The 26,190-nt window shown below is 60.0% G+C and carries 20 protein-coding genes; 10 read left to right on the forward strand and 10 right to left on the reverse strand.

Annotated features, from left to right (window positions below; all coding sequences use genetic code 11):
• Positions 1-132 precede the first annotated feature (132 nt).
• From FXV83_RS23245 to FXV83_RS23260, 4 genes are all read right to left on the reverse strand, one after another.
• Positions 133-1,200, reverse strand: coding sequence for a SphA family protein (locus FXV83_RS23245; protein WP_148741694.1), 1,068 nt, complete (start codon positions 1,198-1,200; stop codon positions 133-135).
• A gap of 155 nt (positions 1,201-1,355) precedes the next feature.
• Positions 1,356-1,814, reverse strand: coding sequence for a helix-turn-helix domain-containing protein (locus FXV83_RS23250; protein ID WP_187436096.1), 459 nt, complete (start codon positions 1,812-1,814; stop codon positions 1,356-1,358).
• A gap of 156 nt (positions 1,815-1,970) precedes the next feature.
• On the reverse strand, positions 1,971-2,636 hold the full coding sequence (locus tag FXV83_RS23255; RefSeq protein WP_235940112.1) for a response regulator transcription factor: 666 nt from the start codon (positions 2,634-2,636) through the stop codon (positions 1,971-1,973).
• A 230-nt stretch (positions 2,637-2,866) separates the two neighbouring features.
• Positions 2,867-3,976 carry an HlyD family secretion protein gene (locus FXV83_RS23260; protein WP_148741696.1) on the reverse strand — a complete coding sequence of 370 codons (1,110 nt, stop codon included), beginning with the start codon at positions 3,974-3,976 and terminating at the stop codon, positions 2,867-2,869.
• A gap of 242 nt (positions 3,977-4,218) precedes the next feature.
• On the opposite strand from FXV83_RS23260, the gene FXV83_RS23265 reads away from it, so the two are divergent.
• The 3 genes from FXV83_RS23265 to FXV83_RS23275 all read left to right on the forward strand — a co-directional run bounded on the left by FXV83_RS23265 (position 4,219) and on the right by FXV83_RS23275 (position 8,140).
• Positions 4,219-4,881, forward strand: coding sequence for a hypothetical protein (locus tag FXV83_RS23265; protein WP_148741697.1), 663 nt, complete (start codon positions 4,219-4,221; stop codon positions 4,879-4,881).
• Positions 4,882-5,038: 157 nt separating this feature from the next.
• Positions 5,039-7,663 (forward strand): arylsulfatase, encoded by a 2,625-nt coding sequence (locus tag FXV83_RS23270; RefSeq protein WP_235940124.1) that lies wholly within the window; start codon positions 5,039-5,041, stop codon positions 7,661-7,663.
• 93 nt (positions 7,664-7,756) lie between these two features.
• A complete protein-coding gene (locus tag FXV83_RS23275; protein ID WP_347341078.1) occupies positions 7,757-8,140 on the forward strand; it encodes a hypothetical protein in 384 nt (127 codons plus the stop codon).
• A 26-nt stretch (positions 8,141-8,166) separates the two neighbouring features.
• Here the strand turns inward: FXV83_RS23275 and FXV83_RS23280 are convergent, their stop codons facing one another.
• Entirely contained in the window at positions 8,167-10,320 is a 2,154-nt protein-coding gene (locus FXV83_RS23280) for a tetratricopeptide repeat protein (RefSeq protein ID WP_148741698.1), read from the reverse strand.
• A 550-nt stretch (positions 10,321-10,870) separates the two neighbouring features.
• Complete coding sequence (locus FXV83_RS23285; protein WP_187436097.1) at positions 10,871-11,134, reverse strand: hypothetical protein; 264 nt, start codon at positions 11,132-11,134, stop codon at positions 10,871-10,873.
• A 444-nt stretch (positions 11,135-11,578) separates the two neighbouring features.
• Here FXV83_RS23285 and FXV83_RS23290 point away from each other — a divergent pair, with 444 nt between their 5' ends.
• The 4 genes from FXV83_RS23290 to FXV83_RS23305 all read left to right on the forward strand — a co-directional run bounded on the left by FXV83_RS23290 (position 11,579) and on the right by FXV83_RS23305 (position 16,445).
• Entirely contained in the window at positions 11,579-14,059 is a 2,481-nt protein-coding gene (locus FXV83_RS23290) for an arylsulfatase (protein WP_235940114.1), read from the forward strand.
• A 63-nt stretch (positions 14,060-14,122) separates the two neighbouring features.
• Complete coding sequence (locus FXV83_RS23295; protein WP_148741699.1) at positions 14,123-15,631, forward strand: DUF1254 domain-containing protein; 1,509 nt, start codon at positions 14,123-14,125, stop codon at positions 15,629-15,631.
• Positions 15,632-15,657: 26 nt separating this feature from the next.
• Complete coding sequence (locus FXV83_RS23300; protein ID WP_235940117.1) at positions 15,658-16,044, forward strand: hypothetical protein; 387 nt, start codon at positions 15,658-15,660, stop codon at positions 16,042-16,044.
• Between the two features lie 170 nt (positions 16,045-16,214).
• Complete coding sequence (locus FXV83_RS23305) at positions 16,215-16,445, forward strand: hypothetical protein (RefSeq protein WP_148741700.1); 231 nt, start codon at positions 16,215-16,217, stop codon at positions 16,443-16,445.
• A 1,022-nt stretch (positions 16,446-17,467) separates the two neighbouring features.
• On the opposite strand, the gene FXV83_RS23320 is transcribed toward FXV83_RS23305, so the two are convergent.
• On the reverse strand, positions 17,468-18,037 hold the full coding sequence (locus FXV83_RS23320) for a hypothetical protein (protein WP_148741703.1): 570 nt from the start codon (positions 18,035-18,037) through the stop codon (positions 17,468-17,470).
• 286 nt (positions 18,038-18,323) lie between these two features.
• Entirely contained in the window at positions 18,324-18,509 is a 186-nt protein-coding gene (locus FXV83_RS23325) for a hypothetical protein (RefSeq protein ID WP_148741704.1), read from the reverse strand.
• A gap of 64 nt (positions 18,510-18,573) precedes the next feature.
• Here FXV83_RS23325 and FXV83_RS23330 point away from each other — a divergent pair, with 64 nt between their 5' ends.
• Positions 18,574-18,927 (forward strand): response regulator transcription factor, encoded by a 354-nt coding sequence (locus tag FXV83_RS23330; protein ID WP_148741762.1) that lies wholly within the window; start codon positions 18,574-18,576, stop codon positions 18,925-18,927.
• Between the two features lie 245 nt (positions 18,928-19,172).
• Positions 19,173-20,963, forward strand: coding sequence for a sensor histidine kinase (locus tag FXV83_RS23335; RefSeq protein WP_187436098.1), 1,791 nt, complete (start codon positions 19,173-19,175; stop codon positions 20,961-20,963).
• Positions 20,964-22,378: 1,415 nt separating this feature from the next.
• Here FXV83_RS23335 and ftsH read toward each other — a convergent pair.
• Positions 22,379-24,220 (reverse strand): ATP-dependent zinc metalloprotease FtsH, encoded by a 1,842-nt coding sequence (gene ftsH / locus FXV83_RS23345; RefSeq protein WP_148741707.1) that lies wholly within the window; start codon positions 24,218-24,220, stop codon positions 22,379-22,381.
• 221 nt (positions 24,221-24,441) lie between these two features.
• The gene (locus FXV83_RS23350; RefSeq protein ID WP_148741708.1) at positions 24,442-25,386 is read right to left on the reverse strand and encodes a LysR family transcriptional regulator; all 945 of its coding nucleotides are present in this window, start codon (positions 25,384-25,386) and stop codon (positions 24,442-24,444) included.
• Between the two features lie 122 nt (positions 25,387-25,508).
• On the opposite strand from FXV83_RS23350, the gene FXV83_RS23355 reads away from it, so the two are divergent.
• On the forward strand, positions 25,509-26,141 hold the full coding sequence (locus FXV83_RS23355) for a DsbA family protein (RefSeq protein WP_148741709.1): 633 nt from the start codon (positions 25,509-25,511) through the stop codon (positions 26,139-26,141).
• Positions 26,142-26,190 lie beyond the last annotated feature (49 nt).

A 26,190-nucleotide genomic window follows, 5' to 3' on the forward strand; every position in this document is an offset into this window, starting at 1 on the left:
GGCCGAACGCTGCTTCGCAAGCTGTCGGTCTGCGAGGATTGAGATCAATAGTTGTCAATGAAGTCCGGATTGCCGCGATGTGAGCCTATCCCGCTGTGACTGTAGATGACGGCGATCCGACTCGGATCGCTACTATTTCGTCACCATTCGCCGTGTCGGCGCCACGGTGCTCACAGGCGCCATGGGCGAGATCGAGAACGTCAGCCAGGTGTTCCAACCCGCGGGTCGATTCTCCGCTGCGAATTCGCCATATCCCTTCAGATTGAGGTATCCCTGCATGTCTCCAACCGGGAATAGATATCCGATCTGTGGGCCAATTCCGACGACGCGAGAGCGGAAGCCGCCGAGGATAGGATGCTGGCCGGAATCGTCAGTGATCTGTTGATACGCATATCCGACAAGGCCGACAAAGATCTGCTTCGAGAGAAACTGGGAAGCACCCCAATCGACGTGGAAATCGATCCCGTTCTGGTATTGGGTGTCCTGATTCTTGAAATTGTAGGTCAATCCGCCGACCGCCGAAAATTCGTGGCCGGTAGCCGGATTGAAATACGTGTAGCCGCCGCCGCCGTCGATGGCGCCGTGACCAATGCCGAGATTGGAGAGGCGGCTGGGATCGTAAGCCCCGACCGGAATGTCTCCGGTCACATATGTCATGAAATTATGCACGCCGGCGTTCCATTTAAGTGTCGCCTGCGGATACAGATCTCCGACTGATGTGACCGAATCTGAGATGCTTCCTGTCCGGGTTGTAACGAGCGGACCGAATGCTGTGGTGAGAGTCCCGTCCAGGCTGGTGCTGGCTCGGCCGAATAGGCCGGTGACGCCGATCGCCAGTTGCCCACCCAGCACCGGCGTCGCGAATGTGTAGGTGGGGTTGAGCAGCACCAGGTCGGCCTGCGCATTCAGATGTAGATTCAAATTGACGTTCACCGCAGCGGGAAATCTGCCGATCTGGATCTCCCTAGCCGCCGCTGCGGTACCAAACGCCGATACGGAGGTGTGATAGTAGACCTCCGCCATGGACCATCCGGGCACCTGGGGCGTCGCCGCCAGGCTGCTGAACCGGCCGGGGAGCCAGTATGATACGCCACTCTCGTCGGCGGACGCAGGTGCGGACAGGGACAGCAGCAAGGCCAGGCCGATGCCGCAGTGCGTGAGCCAACGGCGCGGATTTTGCTCGAATGTGCGGTGCGTCATTTGTCGGCCCCGTGTTTGAAAATCGGTCCATCAACGTTAGATTGCCATAAAATGATTGGCTTGCTGCCAGCCATCGCTATGCAAAAACGGCCGCCACTGAGAATTCGCCGCGGCTGTTGCAGCAAGGTCACCCCGGCAATCGAGGACCATTCACCTCACAGGGCATTGCGGAAACCAGCTACGTCCTCAAGCCCCCAGACGGTGACTGTCCTGCCGCTCCGACCTGCTGACCGCTGCAGTGTGTGCGAAGGACTTTCGCCGAAGGCCTTACGGTACTCGACTGAAAAGCGCCCAAGCTCCACGAAGCCGAAAGATGTCGCGATTTCCGTAACGGTTACGGAATTGCCATCCGCCGATAAGAGCGCGCGTCTCGCTTGAGAGAGCCGCACCGCTCGAAGATGCCGGCACGGCGTCACGCCGTGGATCTTGTGGAATGCCTTTCGAAGCGTTCGTTCGCTTACCTCCAGGGTGCGGCACAAGACCGAGATGTGCAGTGGCTCGTCGAGATGGGCAAGAGCCAATCTCTCCGCCTGTGCGACGAGATCGCTGCATGGGTCGGTGTCCGGGGTGAAAGGCGTTTCCGCCGCAATTGCGAGCCATTGATAAATGTTCATCGAAAACATCCTCTCAAAAGGGCGCGTCTAATCTGTTCCTCCCGATCACACGCGATCGGGCGCGCGGCCGCTATTGTCCTTCGGGGCAAATCGGGGGATGCGCTATGGCGCAAACGCCAGGGTGCTGGGAGTGAGTTAGTCCGTATTTTTGCGGGATTATGAGCAGGCTTCTCCGCGTCCCACGAAGGAGCGAGGCAGCATTCCGACCCGCTCCGCAACGGAGACAGCCTCTGCAAACGACTGAACCTGCAGCTTCTGCATCACCATATGGCGATGAGCCTTGACGGTCCGTTCGGATGTGCCAAGCACATGGGCAATTTGCTTGTTCAGTTTGCCGCGAACCATCAGCGCGAAAACCTCGGCTTCCCGAGGAGTTAGCGTGGAGATTAGCGACCTAAGGGAATTCAGTTGATCCCGGCTCTCGCGTATCCCCGCAGAATGAACCAACGCCCGTTCGATCGCCTCCAGCAACGTATCCCGGGACACGGGCTTGGCGAGAAAATCTTCCGCGCCGGCCTTGATGGCGCGCACGCCGGTGGGAAGATCGCTATGGCCTGTCATGAAAATGATTGGCCAGTGCTGGGACAATTTGGCAAGCTCCTCCTGCAACTGCAGCCCGCCCAAAGAGGGCATCTGGACGTCGAGCAGGAGGCAGCCGGGTTTGGCATCGGCAATGCTTCGCAAGAAGCAGGTGGCCGATTCATAGTCGGCAACCTCATAGCCCGAGATTTTCAGCAAGCGACAAATCGCGCTACGAAACGACGCGTCATCGTCGACAATGTGAATCACGGCGGCGTCGATCATTGCCTCTGTCGCCTTCATCAGGGCTGCTGCTCCTACCCCCTGAAAAAGCCTTGTAGCGGGGCACATGATCCAGCATTTGCGGTGGATCAACCCGCACGCATCGAAAAATTCGGTAGTTGCAATAAATGTGGCACTGCGAGCATAACTCGCGCGCGACTGGGCGTCAACGCAGGGTTGTGCATTGCGGCAGCAGCATGCACTTTTGGCAACAGCGACCGTGCGATAACACTATTACAGTACGGCGCCAGCTAAAGGTAGGCGGTGTAGGCGCTGATCCAGACCAGAATGGCGGCGAGCAGTCCAATAACCCCCGCTTTCTCCGAGAAAGCCGTAGCATTTCCAGACATTCCGAGCCGAAGCGAGTCGCGATTCATTTCATCGGGGATGGAAATCACGGCCGGAAAGGCAGATGTCCCGCCGAGCGCATTGGTCCGCGCGAGCGTTCCGGATACGGCGATCTGTCCCTGACCGACCCCTTTGGGAATGGCCGTAATCTTTGCATGATAGATACGGCCCGGATCGTTGTCGAAAACAATATCGACAGCAGCGCCGGGCTTGATCGTCTGGAAGCCATTCTGTGAGAACATTCCGACAATTGTAATCTCATTTTCGACCACGAACGACATCGCCGAACGGGCCTGCAGCGCCCGATCGCCGACCGTCAATGCGACAACGGTCACGTAACCGTCGGCGGGTGCCCGAATTGTGGTCTGCGACAGCTCCCATTCGGCATTCTCAAGCTGCGACTGTACCTGTGCGACGGTGGTATTGACCCCTCCGATCTCGGAATCCATGGAGAGTTTGGCACTCTGCTGCGTTGCCTTGGCGGCATTGAGTTGCGCCAACGTCGTTTCGTATTGAACCTGGGTATCCTGTTCCTTGAATTCGGTGTTCGCGCCCTCCGACGCAAGCGTCTGAATGTCGGCCAGGCGCTTCGTATTGAACTTCTGCTGGGCGGTCAGCCCGGCGACGTTTGCCGTCGCCTGCTCATAGTTCGATTTCAATATCTGGACCTGCTGGCGGGCTGCGGCCAGCGACGCCTGCAGCTGCTTTACCTTGTACTGGAAGGGTGCCGGATCGATCTGAAACAGCACGTCGCCGCTCTTCACGGGCAGGTTCGGCTTGACTGGAATCGCGACAATCTGGCCGGTTACATTCGGCGTTACCTCAACGACCTTGCCCGTCACCGTAACCTTGCCGGCTGGCGTCAGATAATTGAAGAGCGCGAGAAACGTCGCGAAAATGAACACGCCGACAAGTGTCGCGACCGTCCCCGAAAGCCAGCCCCAGCGCACAAGCTTGAACTTCGAGAACACCACCCATAGCGCGACAATGTAGAGGCACAGGATAATGACCACGGCGGGCCCTTGTCATTCGTTGATGCCAAAGGTCCATTTGCGGGGCGTTCGTTGGCGGGCGCTATGCAAAATCGGCGCGGCCAAGCTCGTTCTCCTTCCCAAACGCTCCGCCAATATTTGGGTGCCCGTTCGTTTTTGCATAGTCGATGCTGCGTAGCCTTTCCATAGTTGCAGACGAGCGTGATGCCCCGCGAAGGCAATTTCGCGAAACGTTCACCCGAATCCCAACAGGAGAGGCGGACATGAAGCGCGCAAGACTGGCCCAGATCGCTGGGCTGTTCGTGGTAACGGCGATGTTCGGCCCGGTAACGGGCCTTGCTCAGACTGCCCCGGCGCCTTCCATGAAGACGATCGGCACGCCTTCCGCGGCGGCCAAGCCCGAGATCGTACCGTCGCTGTTCGTGCTGAACTCGCGCGGCGCAACGCTGCAAGGCGACACCCTGACCCTGACTGGCGTCACGCCGAGCTCCATCATCTTCGCCGATCGCCCGGTCAGAGCCGCGGGCCATCAGCCCACCGCCGACGTCATCGCCGAATGGGGCTCGGGGGACGACAGTTTTGCCAAGAATCCGCCGAACGCCACTGTGTCCGTGCTGGGCAAGGACGGTTCGGTGAAGGACGCCGTGGTGGTGCTGAAGAACCCGAAACTCGAAGGCGACAAGCTGACCTTCACTGTCCAGGCGCTTGAAGGCGATCTGGCCGGAGCGGATGGCGCGGCTGCGCTATTCATCGACATCATCGGCCGGCCATTCACGCCGATGTCGTTTGCCGGTGTTGCTCGTCGTTCGGCATTTCGTGGTGCCATGTATGCCGGGGCGGTCGGAGCGGCTGCATACGCGGCGCCCTACGCCTACGCATACGGCCGTCCGGCCTGCGGTTATTACCCGTATCCACCCTGCTACTGAGCCGCACAATCAGACGCGGCCGTCCGTCGAAAACGGACTCGTCGCCTTGGTTACCAACGACCGCGTTTTTGATAGACAAGGGGAGAGTGCCATGAGGGGAAGTCCCGCCATCTTCTCACTCGGACTGTTGCTCAGCTTCATCCACAGCCCTTACGCAATGGCGCAAGGGCAAATTACCGGCACTCCTGGTTCGCCAAGCGCGACCATCACCATTCCCGGTGACCAGCTCCCGGCGCCGCCGCAGCAATTCGGCGGCAAGATCGAACGTGACGCAACCCAGTCAAACCCTTATTGGCCCGCACGTATAGTGCCGCCCAAGGGCGCGCCGAACGTCCTTCTGATCATCACGGATGATTCCGGCTTCGGCGTCCCCAGCACGTTCGGCGGCGTGATTCCGACGCCGGCGCTTGACCGGATTGCGCGGGATGGTTTGCGTTACACCAACTTCCACTCGACCGCCTTGTGTTCGCCGACCCGCGCCGCACTGATCACCGGCCGCAATCATCACTCCGCCGGGTTCGGCGTGGTTGCCGAGCAGGCAACCGGCTACCCCGGGTACGACAGCATCATTACGAAGGACAAGGCCACGATCGGTCGGATCCTGACGGACAACGGCTACCACACAGCCTGGTTCGGCAAGAATCACAACACGCCGGAATATCAGGCGAGTCAGGCTGGACCGTTCGATCAGTGGCCGACCGGTATGGGCTTTGAATATTTCTACGGCTTCATGGGCGGGGACACCAACCAGTGGGAGCCGGGTAATCTCGTCCGCAACACCACGCCAATCTATCCCTATGAAGGCAAGCCGGGCTGGAACCTGATGACGGCGATGGCGGACGAAGCGATCGACTATGTAAATCGCGTCCAAGCGCTTTCGCCAGACACGCCCTTCCTGATCAAATTCGCGCCGGGTGCCACCCACGCACCGCACCACCCGACCCAGGAATGGGTCAAGAAGATCAGCGACATGAAGCTGTTCGATAAGGGCTGGAACAAGTTGCGCGAAACGATCTTCGAAAACCAGAAGAAGCTTGGCGTCATTCCGCAGAATGCGAGGCTGACTCCCTGGCCCAAGGACCTAATCAAGGAGTGGGACCAGCTCAACGCCGACGAAAAGAAGCTGTTCACTCGGCAGGTCGAGGTCTTCGCGGCCTTTGTCGCTTACGCGGATAACGAGATCGGCCGCGTCATCCAGGCGATTGACGACCTCGGCAAGCTCGACAACACGCTGATCATATATATCAACGGCGACAATGGCACGAGCGCCGAAGGCCAGCCGAACGGCACCCCGAACGAAGTGGCGATGTTCAATCAGGCTAATCCGTCGGTCGAGGAACAGCTGAAGTATTTCTATGACGTCTGGGGCACCGACCGCACCTACAACCACATGTCGATCGGCTGGGCCTGGGCGTTCGACACACCGTTCTCCTGGACCAAGCAGATCGTGTCGCACTTCGGCGGGACCCGCCAGGGCATGGCGATCTCATGGCCGAAGGTGATCGCGGACAAAGGCGGTGTTCGTCATCAATTCCATCATGTCATTGATGTCGTGCCGACCATCCTTGAGGCGGCAGGTATCAAGCAGCCGACGATGGTTGATGGCATCAAGCAAAGTCCGATCGAGGGCGTCAGCATGATGTACACCTTCGACGCCAAGAACGCGAACGTGTCCTCGACGCACAAGACGCAGTATTTTGAGATGTTTGCCGATCGTGCGATCTACAATGACGGCTGGATCGCCAGCACTAAGGTGCTGCGGCCGCCATGGGTGACGATTGCCAAGCTGCCGAGCCCCGAGAACTACCCCTGGGAACTTTATGATCTCAAGAACGACTGGACGCAGTATGAGGACGTTGCGGCCAAGAATCCTGCCAAGCTGAAAGAGATGCAGGATCTGTTCTGGAAGGAGGCGGAGAAATATCAGGTGCTGCCGCTCGATTCTTCCGTAGCCGGACGCCTGGTGACGCCGCGGCCGAGTCTCAGCGCCGGTCGCACTTCCTTCAACTGGACCCGGCCGCTCACCGGCACGCCGAACGGCGATGCACCGAGCCTGCTCAACACCTCCTACAATCTCAAGGCTGACGTCGAGATTCCGCAAGGTGGCGCCGAAGGCATGCTGATCACGCAGGGCGGGCGGTTCGGTGGCTACGGCTTTTACGTCCTCAAGAACAAGCCCGTGTTCACCTGGAACCTCGTCGACCTCAAGCGCGTGCGCTGGGAGGGACCGGAGCTGACGCCCGGCAAGCACGTGATCGAGTTCGACTTCAAATATGACGGTCTCGGCACGGCGACTATGGTTTTTGGCGATTACAGCGGTATCGGAAAAGGCGGGACCGGGGTGCTGAAGGTCGACGGTAACGCCGTTGCTACCGAGAAGATGGAGCACACCATTCCCTTCATCCTGCAGTGGGATGAAGCGCTCGATATCGGGTCGGACACCGGCACGCCGGTCGACGACAACGACTACAGCACGCCGTTTGTTTTCACCGGGAAGCTCAGCAAGATCACGCTGAATATCGATCGGCCCAAATTGAGTCCGGAAGACATCAAGCGTCTTGAAGCCGCCGCACGGGCCGCCGGTGACGGGCCATCAACCGATACAGGAAAAACTTCGGCTGAGTCCGCCACGCCGGAGATTTCGAGCGGAGTCGGCCTGAGCCTGCTTCAGAAGGTCGAGCTGCGCTTGGACAAGCGGGAAGCCTGCCGCAAACAGGCCGAAGTGGAAAGTTCTGGAATTCTCGAAAGAATCCGCTTCGTCCAGAAATGCATGAGTGAATAACTACCGTTAGGGCATCACAAAGCATGGTCATCGTGAGACGAGGCGTTTTCCCATGAACGAAGGTCACAGTTCGTTTTCCTGACGACGATTTTTTTGATTGGCAAACTGGAGCGATTTCTCATGAAAATAGTGTCGTCGGCCATTGCTGTCCTGGCCGTGCTGGTCGCAACTGAAGCGTCGGGACAATCGATCAATCTCACCGGCGCGTATAGATGCGCCGAAGCGTGCCGGGCGGGGCCGGTCGGTGCTCCAGCCTTCATCACCCAGAACGGACCGGACCTCAATCTTCTCAACGAAGCCGGTCAGCCCGCCCGCGCATGGCCCGATTGGTTTGCGCCCGCGACCCGGATCTGGATCGATGCCTGGAACGAGGGCGCCCTCTATTCGCCTGATGGCATGACCATTCAGTTCGACAACGGAACGATCTGGGTACGCGATTTGGGACCACCTCCCCCTGTTGTTAGGCGTCGCAGGTGAACAGGTAAGGCCCTTGCCCGGCAACGTTAGTTCGGTTTGGGAAGTTGACGTCGAAGCTCCCCGATGAGTGCCGCCAGGTTGCGGTCATCCGGCATAATGGCCGCCAATTGCTCCGCGTAGGCGAGCGCTGCGGCCACGTCTCCAATGGTGCGGTTGAACGAAATAAGTGCTGACAGGATGTCATGATCGCCGGGATGGTTCTTCAGGGCTTCCTTCAGCACCGCCACAGCTTCGTCGCGTTGGCCGTCGGAGTGCAGCGCGACAGCGTAAACATAAGCGTATTGCGAACTATCTGGCTCCAATTCAGTTGCTCTCCGGAACTCGGCGAGAGCCTCGTCCGGTCGCTTGAGCCTGGCTAGTGTCAGCCCGAGCGCATGGTGTCCTGCGGCTTCGTCCGGAGCGGCGGCAAGAGCGCTGCGAAGGATGATTTCTCCCTCGCTGTCTCGTCCGTGTTGCCGATAGAGATCAGCCAGGTTGATTGCCGCCGCGATGTATTGCGGATTCAACCGTAACGCAGCCTTGTATTCAGCCTCGGCCTCAGGTGCCTGTCCGCGCTGGGCAAGAAAATTGGCCAGCGTTGTGCGACCTTCCGGCCTGTCGGCGTTGAAGCGTTGGGCATCTACAAACTCCTTTGCCGCCCGGTCGAAGCGCTGGCGATCTGCCGGAGGCTGGCTCGCGGTCGGGACTGCAGCGAGCAGCGAAGCTGCCCGGATACGCACGCCGCGCACCGGATCGGCGAGAAGCGGAGAAGCGATGGACCAGATCTGACCGGCGGGCAGGTTCTCGATCATATCAAGGGCGCCTATCCGCACCATCGGGTCGGGATCGGCAAGCCCGGATCGCGCTGCACCGATATTCGCAGGCGAGATATGAGAGGCGAGCTCCGAAAGCGCAGTCGCGCGCGCAACTGGCGGCGCTTTTCCGTCCGCGGCAATGGCGGCAAGAAGGGTGGCAGCGTCGGCTGCGTCCGTGCGCGCGGCATGGAATGCCGCCCCATAGGTCTGAAAGCCCCCGCGGTTGGGGCCGAACCATTCTTCGACAGCAGCAGCGGCCCATTGCGGTGACTTGTCGCGATGGCAATCGTTGCAAGCGTTGGGGGTCGCGAGCGTGCCCGAAAGGTCGGGCCGCGGGATTCGAAACGAGTGATCGTGACGCGGATCGACGACCATGTAGGTGCGGGCCGGCATGTGGCACGAGATGCACGTCGGTGGCGGATCGACGCTCGCGTGGCGGCGATGCCTGGCATCGGCATATTTGTCAGGTGCGTGACACTGCAGGCAGACGCCTTCGCTGGAGGCGCGGAGTTTTGCGCTGTGTGGCTCGTGACAATCGCTGCAGGTGACGCCTGCTGCAAACATCTTGCTCTGCTTGAACGGTGTGTAATTGTACGGCTCCTCCACGTCGCGATTTTGTCCGTCCGGGTAATAGGTCGTGCGCGCGAGTGCCTCGACCACGTGCGTCTGCGACAGCCACTGACCGGGCTCCCAGTCCTCTTTGAAGCCGGCGCGGCGCGCGTGGCATAGTCCGCAGGTCTCGACCTCCTTGCGGAGGGGGGCGGGCTCGACCGTGCGTCGTGCCGTCCCACCTTGCGGATCAATCGGCCATGCGGCGTTGTGGCGCTCGTCGAAGCGGACCAGCAGTCCCATGCGTTGATCGTCGCGCTTGCCGAACGGCCACCAACTCCTCTGGTCGCGCGCCCAGGCGATGTGGCGGGAGCTGTGTCCATGACAGGCCTCGCAACCCACGCTGATTTCCGTCCAGGTCGTCGCGAACCGATCGGTTTTGGCGTCGTAGTTCTTGGCGACGCCGGTCGAATGGCACTCCGCGCACATGAAATTCCAGTTTTGGTTCAGCCTGGTCCAGTGCAGGACGTCGTCGTGCTTGATCTCTTCGTTGGGATAGAGATGAAACCAGCGCTGGCCGCCGGCATCTTGCGGCCGGCTGTCCCAGGCGAGCGACAGGGCTTGCAGGCGTCCATCAGGGAATTCGACGAGATATTGCTGCAGCGGATCGATGCCGAAAGTGTACTTCACCTCGAACACCGCAAACTTCCCGTCAGGCCCATCGGTCTCGACCAGAAATTTGCCGTCCTTGCGGAAGAAGCGGGAATGGACACCATAGTAGTCGAAGCTGGCGTCGTTGAAATTGCCGAGCATCGTCGTGTCGGTGGCGTGCTGCATCGCGACCTTATGCTGCGAGGCTCCCCACAATTTTGCTTCCGCCCGGTGGCAACCCGCACACGTCTCGCTGCCGACAAACGTTGCGGCGGCTGAGTCTTGCACCCTGACCCCACCGCTGCCGCGAAGGTGCAGACCAAAACCGGCGGCGATGACAACCAAAGCTGCGGTTGCCGCGGATATCCAGATCCTGCGTTGCGACAAGCTGGTTTCGGATCGGTCAGGGACGAGCCGTTGCGTGGGCGCGACTTGCGAGGGCTCTCTGGCGGGCCTCCGCGATCCATCCCCGGTGCCGGATTTGCGTCGCTTGCGTGCCAACGGCGTAGCCCCTCAGCGCTGAGATCGTCAAAGCGCGATCAAGCAATCCTTAACGGGACTACCGCATCATCAACTGCCCTGCGATCGAGTCAAGCAGGCAGGCGAGTAGTTTATCGGACGGTGAGCGGCGGATGTGAAGCAGATCGTGTGCATCGGTCAACGCGCCACGCGTCCGCGGACGGGGCGCGTCGCTTACGGCGCTCGTGGCGCAAACCACGCTCATGGCACTGACCGACTAGCGGCAGACATACGCTCCGTTCACCAGCACGCGGACGCAGGCCGGCGCCACCACGGCCGCCCCACCGACCACCGCTCGCCGCGTCGTTCGACGTGCAACGCCGGCAACACTCGCGGGGGTCGCCGGTCGTCCTACGCGGGCTTGCGCGCCCGCAACGGACAATGACAGACCGTCGTTCTGTGACCAATCAACCGAACCGGAGACTCCGAAGGAAGCAACGGCGGCAATCAAGAGCGCACGTTTCAGGCTGATCTTCTTCATCGCAATCTCCCTTGACGTTGATTAGCCCGGATCGGCGCGTAAAGGGCGCCGCAGAAATAAGGAATGAAGAGGCCCGTCTGAACCCTGACCTTGATAAGCCCGCTCGTAGCACTACTGATTGGCGACATTACGCACAATCGGCGCCGGCGACTATGCAAAATCAGACAGCGCGAGGTCGCCGTACTGACGCATAAGGGTTCGCGAGCCGTGAGCAAATGAACCGAAACTTCTCGAAATCGGTTGTGCCGAGGTATCGCAAGACCGGGAGTCCGTATGGATACGGTTCGCATCTCGTGTAGCGGCGATCACTTGCTACTGAGCTTCAAAGCGCACTGGAAGGCACGTCCCTACATCAAAAGCGGGAGGGTCGAAACTGCATAGCGCGACAGAGCGAAGGCGCTCTATCAGAGTCTAGCCGCAGACTTTTGACCGGAGGTTTCAGCCATGAAGATAAGTCGCAGCGTGTTTGCGGGTGTTGGTCTTCTCGTCCTTGGTTGCGTCTCCGCACTGGCTCAACAGGTCACGGGTGTCCCCGGTTCGCCCGGCGCCACCACCACCATCGACGGAAAGCAACTTCCGCCGCCTGACCCGAAATTCGGAGGCGTGATCAAGGAGAAGGCCACGGAGTCGAAGCCGTGGTGGGCCCCGCGTGTCGTCCCACCGAAGGGCGCGCCAAATGTGCTGCTCATCATGACCGACGACCAGGGTTTTGGTGCACCGAGCACCTTCGGCGGCGTCATACCGACGCCTTCCATGGATCGCATCGCAAAGACGGGATTACGCTTCACGAATTTCCACTCGACCTCGCTTTGCTCACCGACGCGGGCAGCACTCATCACGGGACGCAACCATCACTCGGTAGGCTATGGAGTGGTCGGTGAAATCGCGACGGGTTTTCCGGGGTACGACTCGATCATCCCGATTGAGAAAGGCACCGTCGGCACGGTCTTGAAGGCGAACGGGTACGCGACCTCGTGGTTCGGCAAGGACCACAACACGCCCTCTTACCAGTCGAGCCAGGCCGGGCCGTTCGAGCAATGGCCCAACGGTATGGGTTTTGATTATTTCTATGGCTTCGTCGGCGGCGATGCCAGCCAGTGGCAGCCGAACCTGTTCCGCAACACGACAGCCATCTATCCGTTCGAGGGCAATCCAAAGTGGAATCTGGAGACGGCGATGGCGGACGACGCTATCCAGCACATGAAGCAGCTCAAAGAGATCGCGCCCGACAAACCGTTCTTTGTCTATTACGTGCCTGGCGCCACCCATGCGCCGCATCACCCGACGCCGGAGTGGATCAAGAAGGTCAGCGATATGCACTTGTTCGACGAAGGCTGGAACAAAGTGCGCGAGACCATCTTCGCCAACCAGAAGCGATTGGGCATCATGCCCGAAAACGCCAAGCTGACGCCGTGGCCGAAAGAGCTGCCGCAGTGGGATTCCCTCAGCTTTGAAGAGAAAAAGCTCTTCATCAAGCAAGCCGATGTCTATGGTGCTTACCTTGCCTATGCCGACCATGAGATCGGTCGTGTCATCCAGGCCGTCGAAGACCTCGGGGAGCTCGACAACACCCTGATCATCTATATCGGCGGCGACAACGGCGCGAGCGCCGAAGGCATGGTCAACGGCACGCCGAACGAGTTCACCACGTTCAATGGCGTTGCGGTGCCGGTGAAGGACCAGTTTCTCTGGTACCCGTTCTGGGGATCGGAGCGGACGTTCCCGCACTATGCGGCGCCGTGGGCCTGGGCAATGGACACGCCGTTCAAGTGGGTGAAGCAGGTGCCATCGCACTTCGGCGGCACCGCGCAGGGCGTGGTCATGTCCTGGCCCGGACATATCAACGATTCGGGCGGCATCCGCAGTCAATTCCATCACGTGATCGATATCGTTCCGACCATCCTCGAAGCGACCGGAATCCAGCAACCCGAGATGATCAACGGGATCAAGCAGACCCCCATCGAAGGGACCAGCATGGCGTACACGTGGGACAAGGCAAACGGCAACGCCGCGACCCGGCACACGACGCAATATTTCGAGATGCTTGGCAACCGCGCCATCTATCACGACGGGTGGGTGGCGGCCACGACCCCCGCGACACTCCCCTGGGAGCTTAGCACCACGACGCCTCCGGACGTCATCACCGGGTACGATTGGGAGCTTTATAACGTCAACGAGGATCCGACCCAGTTCAATGATCTTGCCGGCAAGATGCCCGACAAGCTCAAGCAGTTGCAGGACCTCTTCTATGCCGAAGCGGCGAAGTACAACGTGTTGCCGCTCGACAACTCCTCGCTCGCCCGCTGGAACACGCCGCGCCCGAGCCTCACGGCAGGACGGACGGTCTTCACCTATTCAGGCGAACTGACCGGCGTGCCGGCCAGCGCCGCTCCGAGCATCCTGAACAAGTCCTACACCATCACCGCCGACGTCGACATCCCCGAGGGCGGCGCGGAAGGCATGATCGTCACCGAAGGCGGACGCTTCGGCGGCTATGGCCTGTTCCTGAGCAAGGGCGACTTTGGCATTGGCCGCGGCAAGGTGGTGTTCCTCTACAACCTGCTCGACCTCAAGCGCACGACGTGGGAGGGCCCCGAGCTTGAAGCCGGCAAGCACACCATCGTCTTTGACTTCAAGGCCGATGGACCGGGCCTGGGCAAGGGAGGGACGGGTGTGCTCTCCGTCGATGGAAAGGTGGTCGCCAAGAACTCCCTGGAGCACACCACGCCGATCACGTTCCCGGAAGACGAGACCTTCGACGTTGGCCAGGACACCCGCACCGGCGTCGCAATGGTGGAATATCGCTACGAGTCTCCGTTCAAGTTCACCGGCAAGATCAACAAGCTGACCTTCAAGCTCGAGCCCTTCGCGCCGGAGCAGGAAGCGGCCGCGGCCGATCGCACCGTGGGGAAACCGCAAAAGTAGCAGGACAATGAAAAGCGTCTTGATTTTTTGCCGCGGCCGCCGAGACCGCTAATGGAGAAAGCCATGAATATCGCCGATAATCAGTGGATGAAGTCGATCAGCCTGCGGCGCCGAGATCTGGGTCTGGGTGCTCTGGCGCTGGGCGCGGCCGCGACACTGCCGCGATCGAGCGCTGCGGAGAGTCGAGCTGACAAGCTCGGCCAATTCTTGAAGGGAGAGTTGGGAGACCTGCGAGACCTGAAGGACGACGTGAAAGAAGAGGTTGCGTACCTGCTTGGTATGGAATGCTACGTCTATGGCTTCCCACTCGTCTTGATGGACGTGACAAATGGCGTGGTTACGGCGACCTCAAAGTCCGGCGAATACAAGGCGCCGTTCAACCAGTTCGGTCGGATGAGGGGCTACGTCAGCCCGGACTTCAAGGATGTCGTGCGGATCAGTGTGAGCACGGTGTGGTCGTTCGCCATGCTCGATCTTGACAAGGAGCCAATGATCGCTTCGCATCCCGACACGAAGGGGCGCTACATCGTGTTGCAGTTGATGAATATGTGGACTGACGAGTTTGCCTCAATCGGCAGCCGCACCACCGGTTCGGGTGCCGGCAAATTCCTGATCGCCGGGCCGAAATGGAACGGTACCGCACCGTCGGACATCAAGGACGTCTACCGCTGCCCCACGCGGTTTGCGTGGTTGCTGGTGCAGATGTCGGCCGCCGGCCCGCAGGATTTCCCGGAAATCCACGCACTGCAGGATCAACTCCTGATCACGCCGCTCAGCGCATGGGGCAAGCCGTATACACCGCCCAGCGACGTTCGCGTCGATCCTGCTGTCGACCTCACGGCGAGCCCGTATGATCAAGTACGGTTGATGACGGGCGAGATGTTCTTCAAACGCCTGGCGACGCTCTTGAAGGACAACCCGCCGTATCCGGCCGACACCGGAATACTTGAAAAGCTCAAGAAATTTGGCATCGAGCCGGGCAAGGAGTTCGATACCAGCAAGCTTGATCCCGCCATCCTCAAGGGATTGAACGCGGCTCCTTCGGAGGTATGGCTGAAATTTCAGACAGCGCCCTACGACACGCCGGCGGTGAATGGCTGGCTGAACATGCTCAATCTCGGTAGATATGGAACCGACTACAACACCCGTGCCCTCATCGCGTGGCTCGGGCTTGGCGCGCTGACCTCGGATGATTGTGTCTATCCCAGTGCATTCGTCGATGGCGACGGCAAGGCTCTGGACGGCGCCGCAAAGTACGTTCTGCATTTCGGCAAGGATGAGTTTCCGCCCTCGGCCAGCGGCGTCTGGTCGGTCTCGCCCTATCGGGAGAATTTCTATGTGCGGAACTCGATCAACCGCTATGGGATCCTTTCAGGAATGCCCCTCAAGTACAACGCGGACGGCTCGCTGGATATCTACATCCAGGCAACAACGCCCGGTGCGGACAAGGAGTCAAACTGGTTACCTTGCCCGCCGAGCCTGCCGTTCAACTTGACCATCCGCGCGTATCAGCCCAGCAAGCCGTTCCTCGACGGCAGCTACAAGATACCGCCGGTCAAGCGGGTGGGATAAGTCCGGTGTCGGCAGAGTTCGACATATTGAAGCGCGCGGAGACCTCTAAATGGACCATTCTCGCCGCGGCCGTTGAGGCTGCAGCGACCGGCCTCTTCCTGTTCTTTTGGCCGTCATTGTTCGCGTGGCTCGTGTTCAATGGCGAATTCTCCGACGCCGGTCGCGCGCTCGCCCGGCTTGCTGCGATCGCGTTGCTCGGTCTGGCGCTCGCGACCTGGCCGATGTCCGGCGCGACAAGTGGCCTGGCATCCGTCCGCGCGCTGCTGGCCTACAACGTGCTGGCGGCTGTCTACCTCCTCTACGTCGGGATCGATGGCCAGTTGACGGGCATCCTGCTGTGGCCCGCAATAGCACTCCATGCGATATTCGCGATCCTTCTTGGTCGTGCATGGCTTGTCACCAATGAGAGGTGACGACGCCGGAGGCGTTCACCTGTCACGCGAGCGACGCTCGCTTACAATCTGATCGTAACTGTTTATCTTTATTATCTAGGTGTCGCGGGAATGGGGGGCTGCTATGGGCCGCAGTTGCCTTGCTCAAGAAAAGACGGCGGCGGCTCCGCAGCTGGAAGGGAGTTTTTCCAATGAAAAAGGCACAGATGCTTGCCATATTTTGTGCTCTGGCGTTCCCGACGACGGCTTTCGCGAAGACTGCTCGTACGAAAGCTGCGCCCACCCATGATGTTTGGAAAATCCGACCATCGGATATTAGGAAGACCGGCTTTGTTTTAAGGCAAGACTTGTTCGATCGTAATAACCCGAACAACCTGCAGTCAGATTGGCCCGCTCCACCCGCTCAGGCTGGCCAGTTCTGAGGATGAGTTGCCGGCGTTGTCGCGTTTTCACGGCAACCATCGTCGGCAGCGAGGCGCTGTTACAGAGAAAAAGCAGGATTGCTGTCCTGTACAAATCGCTTGGGCCAATGCGGCTTGCTGCCGCAGCTATTCTCTACTTTCCGTCAGCGCGGCCGCAACAAGCAAAAGCAACGCCGGTTGCAGCCGAAACGCTGCAATCGATGCTGGCGGTACAGATCCGCGCGCAAGGTTTCACTTGCGACAAGCCGCTCGGTGCTCTGAGGGATGCCAAACGCTCCCGGCCAGACCGCGGGGGATGGGCCCTTAAGTGCAGCAACGCGAGATACCGGATCAGGCGCGCTCCCGAAATGGCAGTGAAGGTCGAACTAGCCCAACGACCGACCTAACTTCAGCCTATTGCAGCCATAGCTACCGTGAAACGTTCTTTTCCCTCAGCTCCAATCCTATCGCGAAGGCACGCTGCTCCGCCGCAATCTGATCGTCCCTTGCCGTGGAGGCCGACCTGCCTTTCAGCTTCGCCGCTATTTCGCGGCTACAAAAGTCGGTCGCTGTCATGGCGATGTTTTGAAGCGAGATCATCGGACTGTTCTTCGGCTCCAGAAGTCTGGCAACCTCCCGCTGCAGACAATCCTCTCGCGCGTTGTAGTCCGCATTGCTTACGATGGGATCGGCCCGACTTAGATCGGGGCTCGAGTCGGTTTGGCAGGAGGCGCAGATCGTCGCTGCCGCTAACACGGATATAATCCTAATCATATGATGGCCAGTCACCCGTCTGCGACATCGTGCATTCCACCCATTCCATTCGTATCTAGAGGGCAGTAGAAGAAGCGCCATGATCTTCCAACAGAAGCCGAGTGGCCATCGGCGTGTCGAATCGTGCTTTAAAGCGCCGTAATTGCTTTCAATCAGCGAGGTTCTCAGCGGACGTGAGCGGCACGCTTGGCGTTTTTTTGATGACTCCTGCGTAGTCCGAGACCGCCGTACGAGCGCAATATCGACGATCTCGCGGGCATAGGCCTGGTTCAGCGAAAACCACGTCCGCGAAAGCCGACGCCGACGCCGTGGAAGCCAAAGCCGACGCCGCCACCGACGCCTATCCAATCAATGAAGAGCGATGTTGCGCCGCCGTTCGCTGGAATGCTGCCGTCGATTAGTTGATAATTGTAGACGAGGTCGGCGCCGTCGACCTTGGGATTGGTGATCGTAATCACGGCAATCTTGTTGTTAGCCTGTCCCGGCTCATAGACGGATAGCGTCGCGTTAGGCGGGTCTTTCCCAAAGTTGTCCTTGCCAGCCTTCGATGTCCATTCAGTAAGGTAATCGGCCATTTTGATATGGCCGGCGATTCGCTCAGGCCGATCCGCGAAATATAGGGTCTGTTGGCCGACCTTCACCAGACGAATGGTCTGCGCCGCCGTGTCCGCCTTGAGGTCCTCGGCGACCTGCACAAACATCAGCATCGGCTTCTCGTCTTGAGCGCGCGCCCTATTTGCGAGCCCCAGTGATGCGGCCAGCCCCGCGACAGATGTTACGGCCGCAGTCGAGATGAGCCCGCGACGCGACTGATCTACTGGCGAATTGATGGTTGTCATTGTCGTCTCCTTTGGACTGGCACTTACTCGTTCTAAGATGCGACGGTCTGGTTGCCTGCGGTCAGGGAAAGTCCCTTTCAGTAGGAATTGTTAGCTGTTGGTTGCAGCCAGCTCCGCGGATTCGTTGACGAAGCTACGCACACTCTGCCTGAACGGCTATGCAAAATCAGACATCGCAAATTCGGTGACGACGCATCCTGGACGGCAACGATGAAGGATCGTGAGCAGCCTTTTAGTGGTTGCACCTGACGGCCCGGCAGGCGCCCGAAGGGGCCGGTGACCAAGATCAAAAGAGGGCCCCCTCGCTCACGGTGTGCTCGGGGCCGGTGTCGGAAAATGTCAGCGTTGCGGTGGATTTTGCATAGCGTTTGGGGGGGCGCTGCAGGAGTGTGGTCTGCAGGATCGGCAGATCGCCGCAGCTCGGTGTGAGAGATTCGATGTGCAGATAGCGTCGAAATGGATGCGGTTGCATGGGTGTTATCTGCATAGATCATCGCCTGCGAATCTTCCGCTGGCTCGGGTTGATTGGCAATTGGATGCATACCATCGCTGTCGTTGAAGACGACCCAAGCATGCTGCAAGGTCTCAACCGCCTCTTGTCTGCGCACGGATTCCGCGTTCAGACTTTTGCATCGGCGGAAGCATTTCTAGATGATATCGCCAAATGCGAAGCGGACTGCCTTCTGCTGGATGTCCATCTCGGTGGTATTTCAGGAATCGAACTGCAAAGGCGATTGACTTCGTCGGGCACCAATCTGCCCGTCATTTTTATGACTGCGATCGACAGTGAGGCCATTCGCCGGGAGGCACTTGATGCGGGCGGCGTTGGTTTCCTCAAAAAGCCCTTCCTAGCCAAGCTACTCATCGATGCGATTAATGGTATTGCGTGAAGAAATCCCTTTATGAGCCAGCGAGTTACGGGCGGCGTACTCACTCATGCGGCGGCCAGTCGCCGCGTGCTCATTGACCGAGATCAAATAAGTGTGCTCCCGCGCAGTTCACATTTGAGGTAGCGTCCGGTACCGGACGCAAAGACATTCCAGTGATCCGGTGACGGTTTCAAAATTCTTTTCAGTGGCGTCGCAACCGCATGAGAGTTCGGGCACTTCTAAGTGCGATCATGTTGCTAATCGCCATGACCAGCGAGGCCTTGGCTGAGCCGAGGCGGGTCCTGCTCCTGCATTCTTTCGGCTCCGAGTTTGCGCCATGGAATGAGCACGCCAGAATCCTTCGTCAGGAACTCCGCCGGCAATCGAAAGAGCCTGTCGATATCTTCGAGGCGTCGCTGGCGACCGCGCGTTACGCAGGCGACGACGAGCGGCCGTTTGTTGATTATTTGCGGGCTCTCTTTGTTGACCGCAAGCTCGACCTTGTCATTGCGATCGGCGGTCCTGCCGTCAGCTTCTTCCACCGGAACCGGCAACAGCTGTTCCCCTCCACGCCCGCTGTTTACTCTGGCTTGGATCAGCAGCGAGTTCCACCGCTCACGGCGAATGAAGCTGTGGTCGCGGTTGCCAATAACGCTTCCGCCGTGGTCGCTAACATTCTGCGCGTGCTTCCGGAGACGGCCAACGTAGCCATTGTGATCGGCGCGTCGCCCATCGAAAAATATTGGATGGAGCGTCTGCGCACCGAGTTTCAGACACTTGAGAACCGCGTCATGTTTACATGGTTCAACGAATTGTCGTTTGAGGAGATGCTCCAGCGTGCTTCCACACTTCCACCAAAGTCCGCCATCCTCTTTACCCTGTTGTTGGCGGATGCGACGGGCGTCACGCACGAGGAGGGGAAGGCGTTGACCGCGCTGCACGCGGTCGCCAACGCGCCCATGTTTGCGGCGTTCGATGTCTTTCTTGGCCAGGGGATCGTTGGCGGACCGCTGACCGTCATCGCAGATCTAAGCCGGCAGTCCGCGAGTGTTGCGGTGCGTATTATGGACGGAGAGCCGCCCGGCTCAATCAAGGTGGCTCCGATCGGATACGGAACGCCAATGTATGATTGGAGAGAACTCCAGCGCTGGAATATCAGTGAAAGCCGATTGCCCCCGGGCAGCGAGGTTCGCTTTCGTACGCCCGGTTTGTGGGAGCAATATCGGCCACAAATGGCGGCGGGCGGTGCTGCTCTCCTGCTGCAGGCCACGATCATTGCCTGGTTGCTGATCGAGCGGCGACGCCGCCGCTTCGCGCAAGCCGATGCGAACAGCCGTCGCCGCGAGGTTATCCGGCTGAACCGGGTCACGACCGCAAACGTTCTGTCGTCATCCATCGCCCACGAACTCAACCAGCCGCTGGGTGCGATTCTGAGCAATACCGAAGCCGCGCAGCTATTGCTCAAAGCCAGTCCGCCGGATTTGGCCCAGATCGACGAAATCCTCTCCGACATTGTCCGGGACGAACAGCGCGCAAACGAGATCATTCATGGTTTGCGGAGACTGCTGAGCAGCAGAACTGAGGCCGATCTGCGTACGTTCGATCTAAACGATACGGTTGGGGACGTCGTCAAGATCGTTGCACCGGAGATAGATAAGCGGGCAATTCAACTGCGCACCATTCTTGCACCCGAGGCACTGCTGGTGCGATGCGATCCGATCCATTTGCAGCAGGTGATGATCAACCTGGTGATGAACGGCATGGATGCCATGGACGGCGAGCCCCGACCACACAATCTGACGATCAGGACCCGTCAAAATCCGGAAACCAAAGTTGTTGAGGTGAGGATATCAGACTCTGGTATAGGGATCCCCAAGGACAAGCTGGCAACTATCTTTGACGCATTCTTCACAACGAAGCCACAAGGAACGGGTCTTGGACTTCCCATCGCGCGAACGATCCTTCGAAGCTACGGGGGCGACATCTGGGCGGAGAATCGCCGGCGGGGCGCGGCCTTCTTCTTCGGACTGCCGCTCGCCAGGATGGCTGCGGGCTGAACGGCAACAAGCATTCAGCGGACTATGACACGCGCGAATGCGGTCGACCGTCGGCGTATGATAGTGGCTGCAGGCCGTATTGGACCCGCGCGGTGATGACGAGCAACTCTGGCAAGGACCGGATCGCCGCCGAACCTCAGCTCGCACTGAGCCGATCGCTCGGCGGTGTTGATGGACGTAGAACTAACGGGGCCAGCTGCATGAACAGTCAGCTGGAGGACAGCACCTACTCAGGGAGCCAGAGCCTTAGCAGGCAGATCCCTCAGCTTGAAATAAAAAATTACGTTGTTATTTCAATAACATACAAGTTCGCAGTTTTATTCTGAGTGGCGCGCCATTCCAGAATAGATGTGCGAACCCGAAGTTCACTCGGCGGTTTTTGCAAAGCTTATCGGGCTTCGTCGGAATAATAAGGCGTCATTGAACGACTCGATCTGTTTAGAGGACGAGCGGATGCGCCCAATCCGCCGCTCCTCTTCAGCATCAAATCTCGCGGCGCAGGGCAGCACCGGCTGTCATTGCGCCAAAGTGGACGCTGACGCCGGGAGATTGCCGCGATCGGCGCGGCACCCGCGATTGCCGGCTTGCGCAGTGTCGCACTCGTGTGTATCACATCCGCAGCAATGGTGTGTGAATAGCGCGTCTTTTCAATGGTTTAGAGGTGGGCCATTCGGAGGTTCGATCCCTCCCGCCCCAGCCAGCACTTTAGCTGCTGAGTTCCCGGTTCAAGCCGCATGCCGGCCTGCCCGCAGTCGCTGGAGCGCGTGTCCGACCATCAAGCGCGTCGACAGAGAGGGTGAATGCACTTCAACGCAGGCGTGCGGAAATACCGAACCATATGATTTCTTCTCTAATCGTTTCAGCCGTGCCGCCGGACACGGCATCCAGCGCGCCTGTCACCATGTTTGCTCTGATGGATGACCACCTATGATTTTGCCCCTTTGTGGCTTTCCGCCCTTGGTTTCGGTCACGATCTGCTCGAGCACCGGCAGACGGCCTGAACCGCCTGCTTGTGTTCGCCAGCGCAGCGCGCCATGCGCGGCAGCTATCGTTCAAAACCATCGAGGCGGTTACGTCCGTGAGGCTGCCACCGGCAGCTGATCGGCACGGTTGTTTGGTTCGTGGGATGGATGACTATCGTGATCTTGTAAGGGCTGGCCTTGCGCTGTTCTGCGCCGGGATGATGTTGGTGGCCGGCCACCTTTTCATCGAGTGGCAGGCCAAGCGTGCCGATGCAGGTATCAAGATCGAGCCCTCAAGACGCGGAGGCTCGCCTTTGCCAAGCATCTCAAGCAGTTCGCCATCAATAGGGAACGTGATCGAGCTCCCGACGGAGGTTAGGCGGAAGCGGCCTGCGTAAACTGTCTTGCGCTACTGTACCCATTGAACGCCGCGCCCGCTCGGTGCGGAGCTCGTTAGATCGCGCGTAATCCTTCCTTGGGCATTTCCCGGGACAGCATATCGATATCGCTCTGCTCCAGTGTCTCCTTCTCCAACAATTTCGTCGCGGCGCGGTCCAGCACCGACCGCCGCGTGTTCAGGATGCCCTCGGCGCGTTGGAAGACCTGGTCGACAATGGCTTTCACCTCGTGGTCGACTGCGGCTGCAGTTTCCTCCGCGTAGTCGCGCTCGCGAACCGGATAGGGGCGTTCGGCGCCCGCAAGGAAGTTGCCGGGATCGCGCTCATAGGCCACGCTGCCAAGTCTCTCGGACATTCCGTAACGCGTCACCATGCTGCGGGCGATGTCGGTCACGCGGCGCAGATCGTCGGCCGCACCGGTGGACAAATGCCCGAACACGATCAGTTCTGCGGCGCGGCCACCGAGCAGCACCGCCATCTTGTTCTCCAACTCCTCCTTCGTCATCAGGAAGCGGTCTTCGATCGGCCGCTGAATGGTATAGCCAAGCGCGCCAACACCGCGCGGGATAATGGAGATCTTGTGCACGGGATCGACCCCCGGCAGTGAGAGCGCGACAATGGCGTGCCCCAACTCGTGATAGGCGACGATCTCGCGTTCCCTTGCATTAAGCAGTCGGTTGCGTTTTTCGAGGCCTGCGACCATGCGTTCCACCGCATTGTTGAAGTCGCTCATGCTGACCGCGTCGGCCCCGCGGCGAGTCGCCAGAAGCGCTGCTTCATTGACGAGATTGGCGAGGTCGGCACCGGTGAATCCCGGCGTCAAGGCAGCGACGGCGTCTGCCTCGACATCCGCGGCGAGGCGCACTTTCTTCATGTGAACCTCGAGGATCTCTATGCGCCCCTTCTTGTCGGGCCGGTCAACCAGCACCTGCCGGTCGAAGCGGCCGGCGCGGAGCAGGGCGGGATCGAGAATTTCCGGCCGGTTGGTGGCGGCGAGGATGACGAGCCCCGAGCGCGCATCGAAGCCGTCAAGTTCGACCAGCAGCTGATTGAGCGTTTGTTCCTTCTCGTCGTGGCCGCCGGCGAAAGGGCCGATGCCGCGCGCGCGGCCGAGAGCGTCGAGCTCGTCGATGAAGATGATCGCCGGCGCCTTTTCGTGCGCCTGCTGGAACAGGTCCCGCACCCGCGCTGCGCCGACACCGACGAACATCTCGACGAACTCCGAACCCGAAATCGAGAAGAACGGCACCCTGGCCTCGCCAGCGACGGCCTTGGCCAGCAAGGTCTTGCCTGTGCCCGGCGGGCCAACGAGCAGCACGCCTTTCGGCATGCGGCCGCCAAGCCGGCCATAATCAGTGGGATTCTTCAGAAAATCGACGACCTCGCGAAGCTCGTCCTTGGCTTCGTCGACCCCGGCGACGTCGGCAAAGGTGACACCCGTATTGGACTCGACATAGATCTTGGCCTTGCTCTTGCCGATCGCCATGAGCCCGCCGCCGAACCCGCCGCCTTCCGCCATGCGCCGGCCGATGTACCACCAGAGCCCGAAGAACAGCAGCACGGGCATGACCCACGACAACAGGTCGCGAAGGAATGTGCTCTCGATCTGCCCGGTAAAGCGGACGTTGTATTTCTCCAGCTCCTGCGCAACCTCCTGGTCGACGCGCGTGGTGATGAATTGCTTCTGGCCGCCCGGCAGCGGCTCCTTCAGCGTGCCTTGCAGGGTGCGATCGGAGATGCCGACGGCATCGACTTTGCCCTGACGCAGCAACTGCTGGTATTCGCTGTAGGGAATCACGGCTATTTGGTTGGCCGCCGAGATGAGATGCTGGATCAGGAGGACAGCGAAAATCGCGGCGACAGCATATCCGAGATTGAAGCGGACGTTTTTGTTCATGCGGAAGCTCGATCCGATATCGTTGCGCCGCCGGACAGCAGGGCGTGTTTTGCGCGCTTGTTCGGCCCGGATGCTCGTTCGGACCTAGATCGTACCGACAGAACGCTTCCCTTGGCCTCCAGTTCCTGGCCTGCAAGAGCCCCCGGCAGGCGTTCACACCCGCGTGGAAGCGTGCCGCGCAGCTGCATCTCGAACTAGGACCGGACTTCAAGCCTCTCGCTTCAGCGAGACAGCCTCGCCGCGCTTCGCTCCTGGCTCTTCGGAGCACGGGAGGCAGCGCGCTTGTGCTCCTCCATAAGCATCGCCACGAACGCCATGACTTTGGGGGGTCGGAAACGAGACGCCGGATAAACGGCGTGGATGCCGCCGGCCGGAAGCGTCCACCCTGGCAAAATGTGGATGAGCCGGCCGGCCTTGATGTCGTTCAAGACCAGAAAATCCGGCAATACGGACAGGCCGGCTCCCGCGATGGTCGCGGCAAGAACGGCCGGCGTTGTATTGATGGTCAGCGTCTGGTTCATGCGAACGGTCTGCCGTTCGAAGTCGGTCTTGGCGAATTGCCATTCCAGGGGCTCCCTCAGGGCGGCGTTGGCAACGAAGGGAAGTGACGCCAGATCTTCCGGCCGGGCCACGGCGCCTTTCTTGACGACGCCCGGCGCCGCTACCAGCAGCTGCCGAAAGCTTCCAATCCGTTTGGCCTGCAGGTTGGAATCTTCCAGCCAGCCGACACGGATCGAAAGGTCGATCTGGTTCGCGATCAGGTCGATCTTGGTGTCGGCGAGCATCAAGTCGACGCGGCAGGCGGGAAATCTTTTCGAGAACGCCGCGGCTAGGGGCGCAAGCCTGTAGGAGCCGTAGTCGTTCGGCGCAGCGATCCGCAACAGTCCTATCGGCTCGGCATTGGTCTGCGCCAGCTCCGCCACCGCGGCTTCGGCCTCATGCAGGATCATGACGCATCGCGCGTGGAGCAGGCGGCCGGCTTCCGTGGGCTCGACCCGCCGCGTTGTCCGCACAAGCAGCCCGGTCTTGAGCTCCCGCTCGAGCCGGGCAACTTGCTGGCTGACAACCGTCTTCGTGATGCCGAGCCGGTCAGCCGCCCGGGTAAACGACCCGGCGTCGACGACCGCCGCAAAGTAGGCGAGCCGGTTGAGATTGATCGATTCCATGCCGTGCCATCGAGGTAGATTGTAAGTCAATTACATACAGTCTGTCGTATTAGACGTTATTTATCAATGAATGAAATTCGCCTATCTCTCCGCCCTCAAGCAAACCTGCCGCGGAGTTGCACATGCGCATTACCTATTTGTTCGACCCGCTCTGCGGCTGGTGCTACGGCGCAGCGCCCATCCTTGAAAAGCTTGCCCAACTCGACGACGTGACGCTGGCGCTCATGCCGACAGGCCTGTTCGCGGGCGAGGGGGCGCGCGCAATGGACGCACAATTTGCCGCCTATGCCTGGCAGAACGACCAGCGGATCGCGCGCCTGACGGGCCAGCCTTTCTCTCAACGTTACCGCAGCGAGGTCCTGGGCAAGCTCGGCGGCATGTTCGACTCTGCGCCGGCAACCCTCGGCGTGATCGCGGTCCGCGCTACGGAGCCAGCGAGGGAGCTTGAAGCGCTCAAAGCGATCCAGCGTGCCCGGTACGTGGATGCTCAGGACATTGCCAGCCTCGCCGGCGTCAGCAACATCCTTCGATCCACCGGTCTGCCCGCGGCCGCCGAGCGTGTGCGGGCGCAGGACAGCGAACTGATGCAGACCTATCGCCGCGAGATCCAGGCCGCGCAGTTCGAGATGCAGCGGTTCGGCATCTCGGGCGTTCCGGCCGTGCTGGTGGGGGACGGCGCCGAGCGCCACCTGCTGCCCGGCAATCTTCTGTTCGGGCGCTTCGACCTTCTCATCTCACAGCTGAAGGCCGCCTGATCCTGCCAGCAGCGCCAAGGCGATGCCGATTTCTCGCAGGGGGATGGTC

The sequence above is a fragment of the Bradyrhizobium hipponense genome (assembly GCF_008123965.1).
Lineage (GTDB): Bacteria > Pseudomonadota > Alphaproteobacteria > Rhizobiales > Xanthobacteraceae > Bradyrhizobium > Bradyrhizobium hipponense.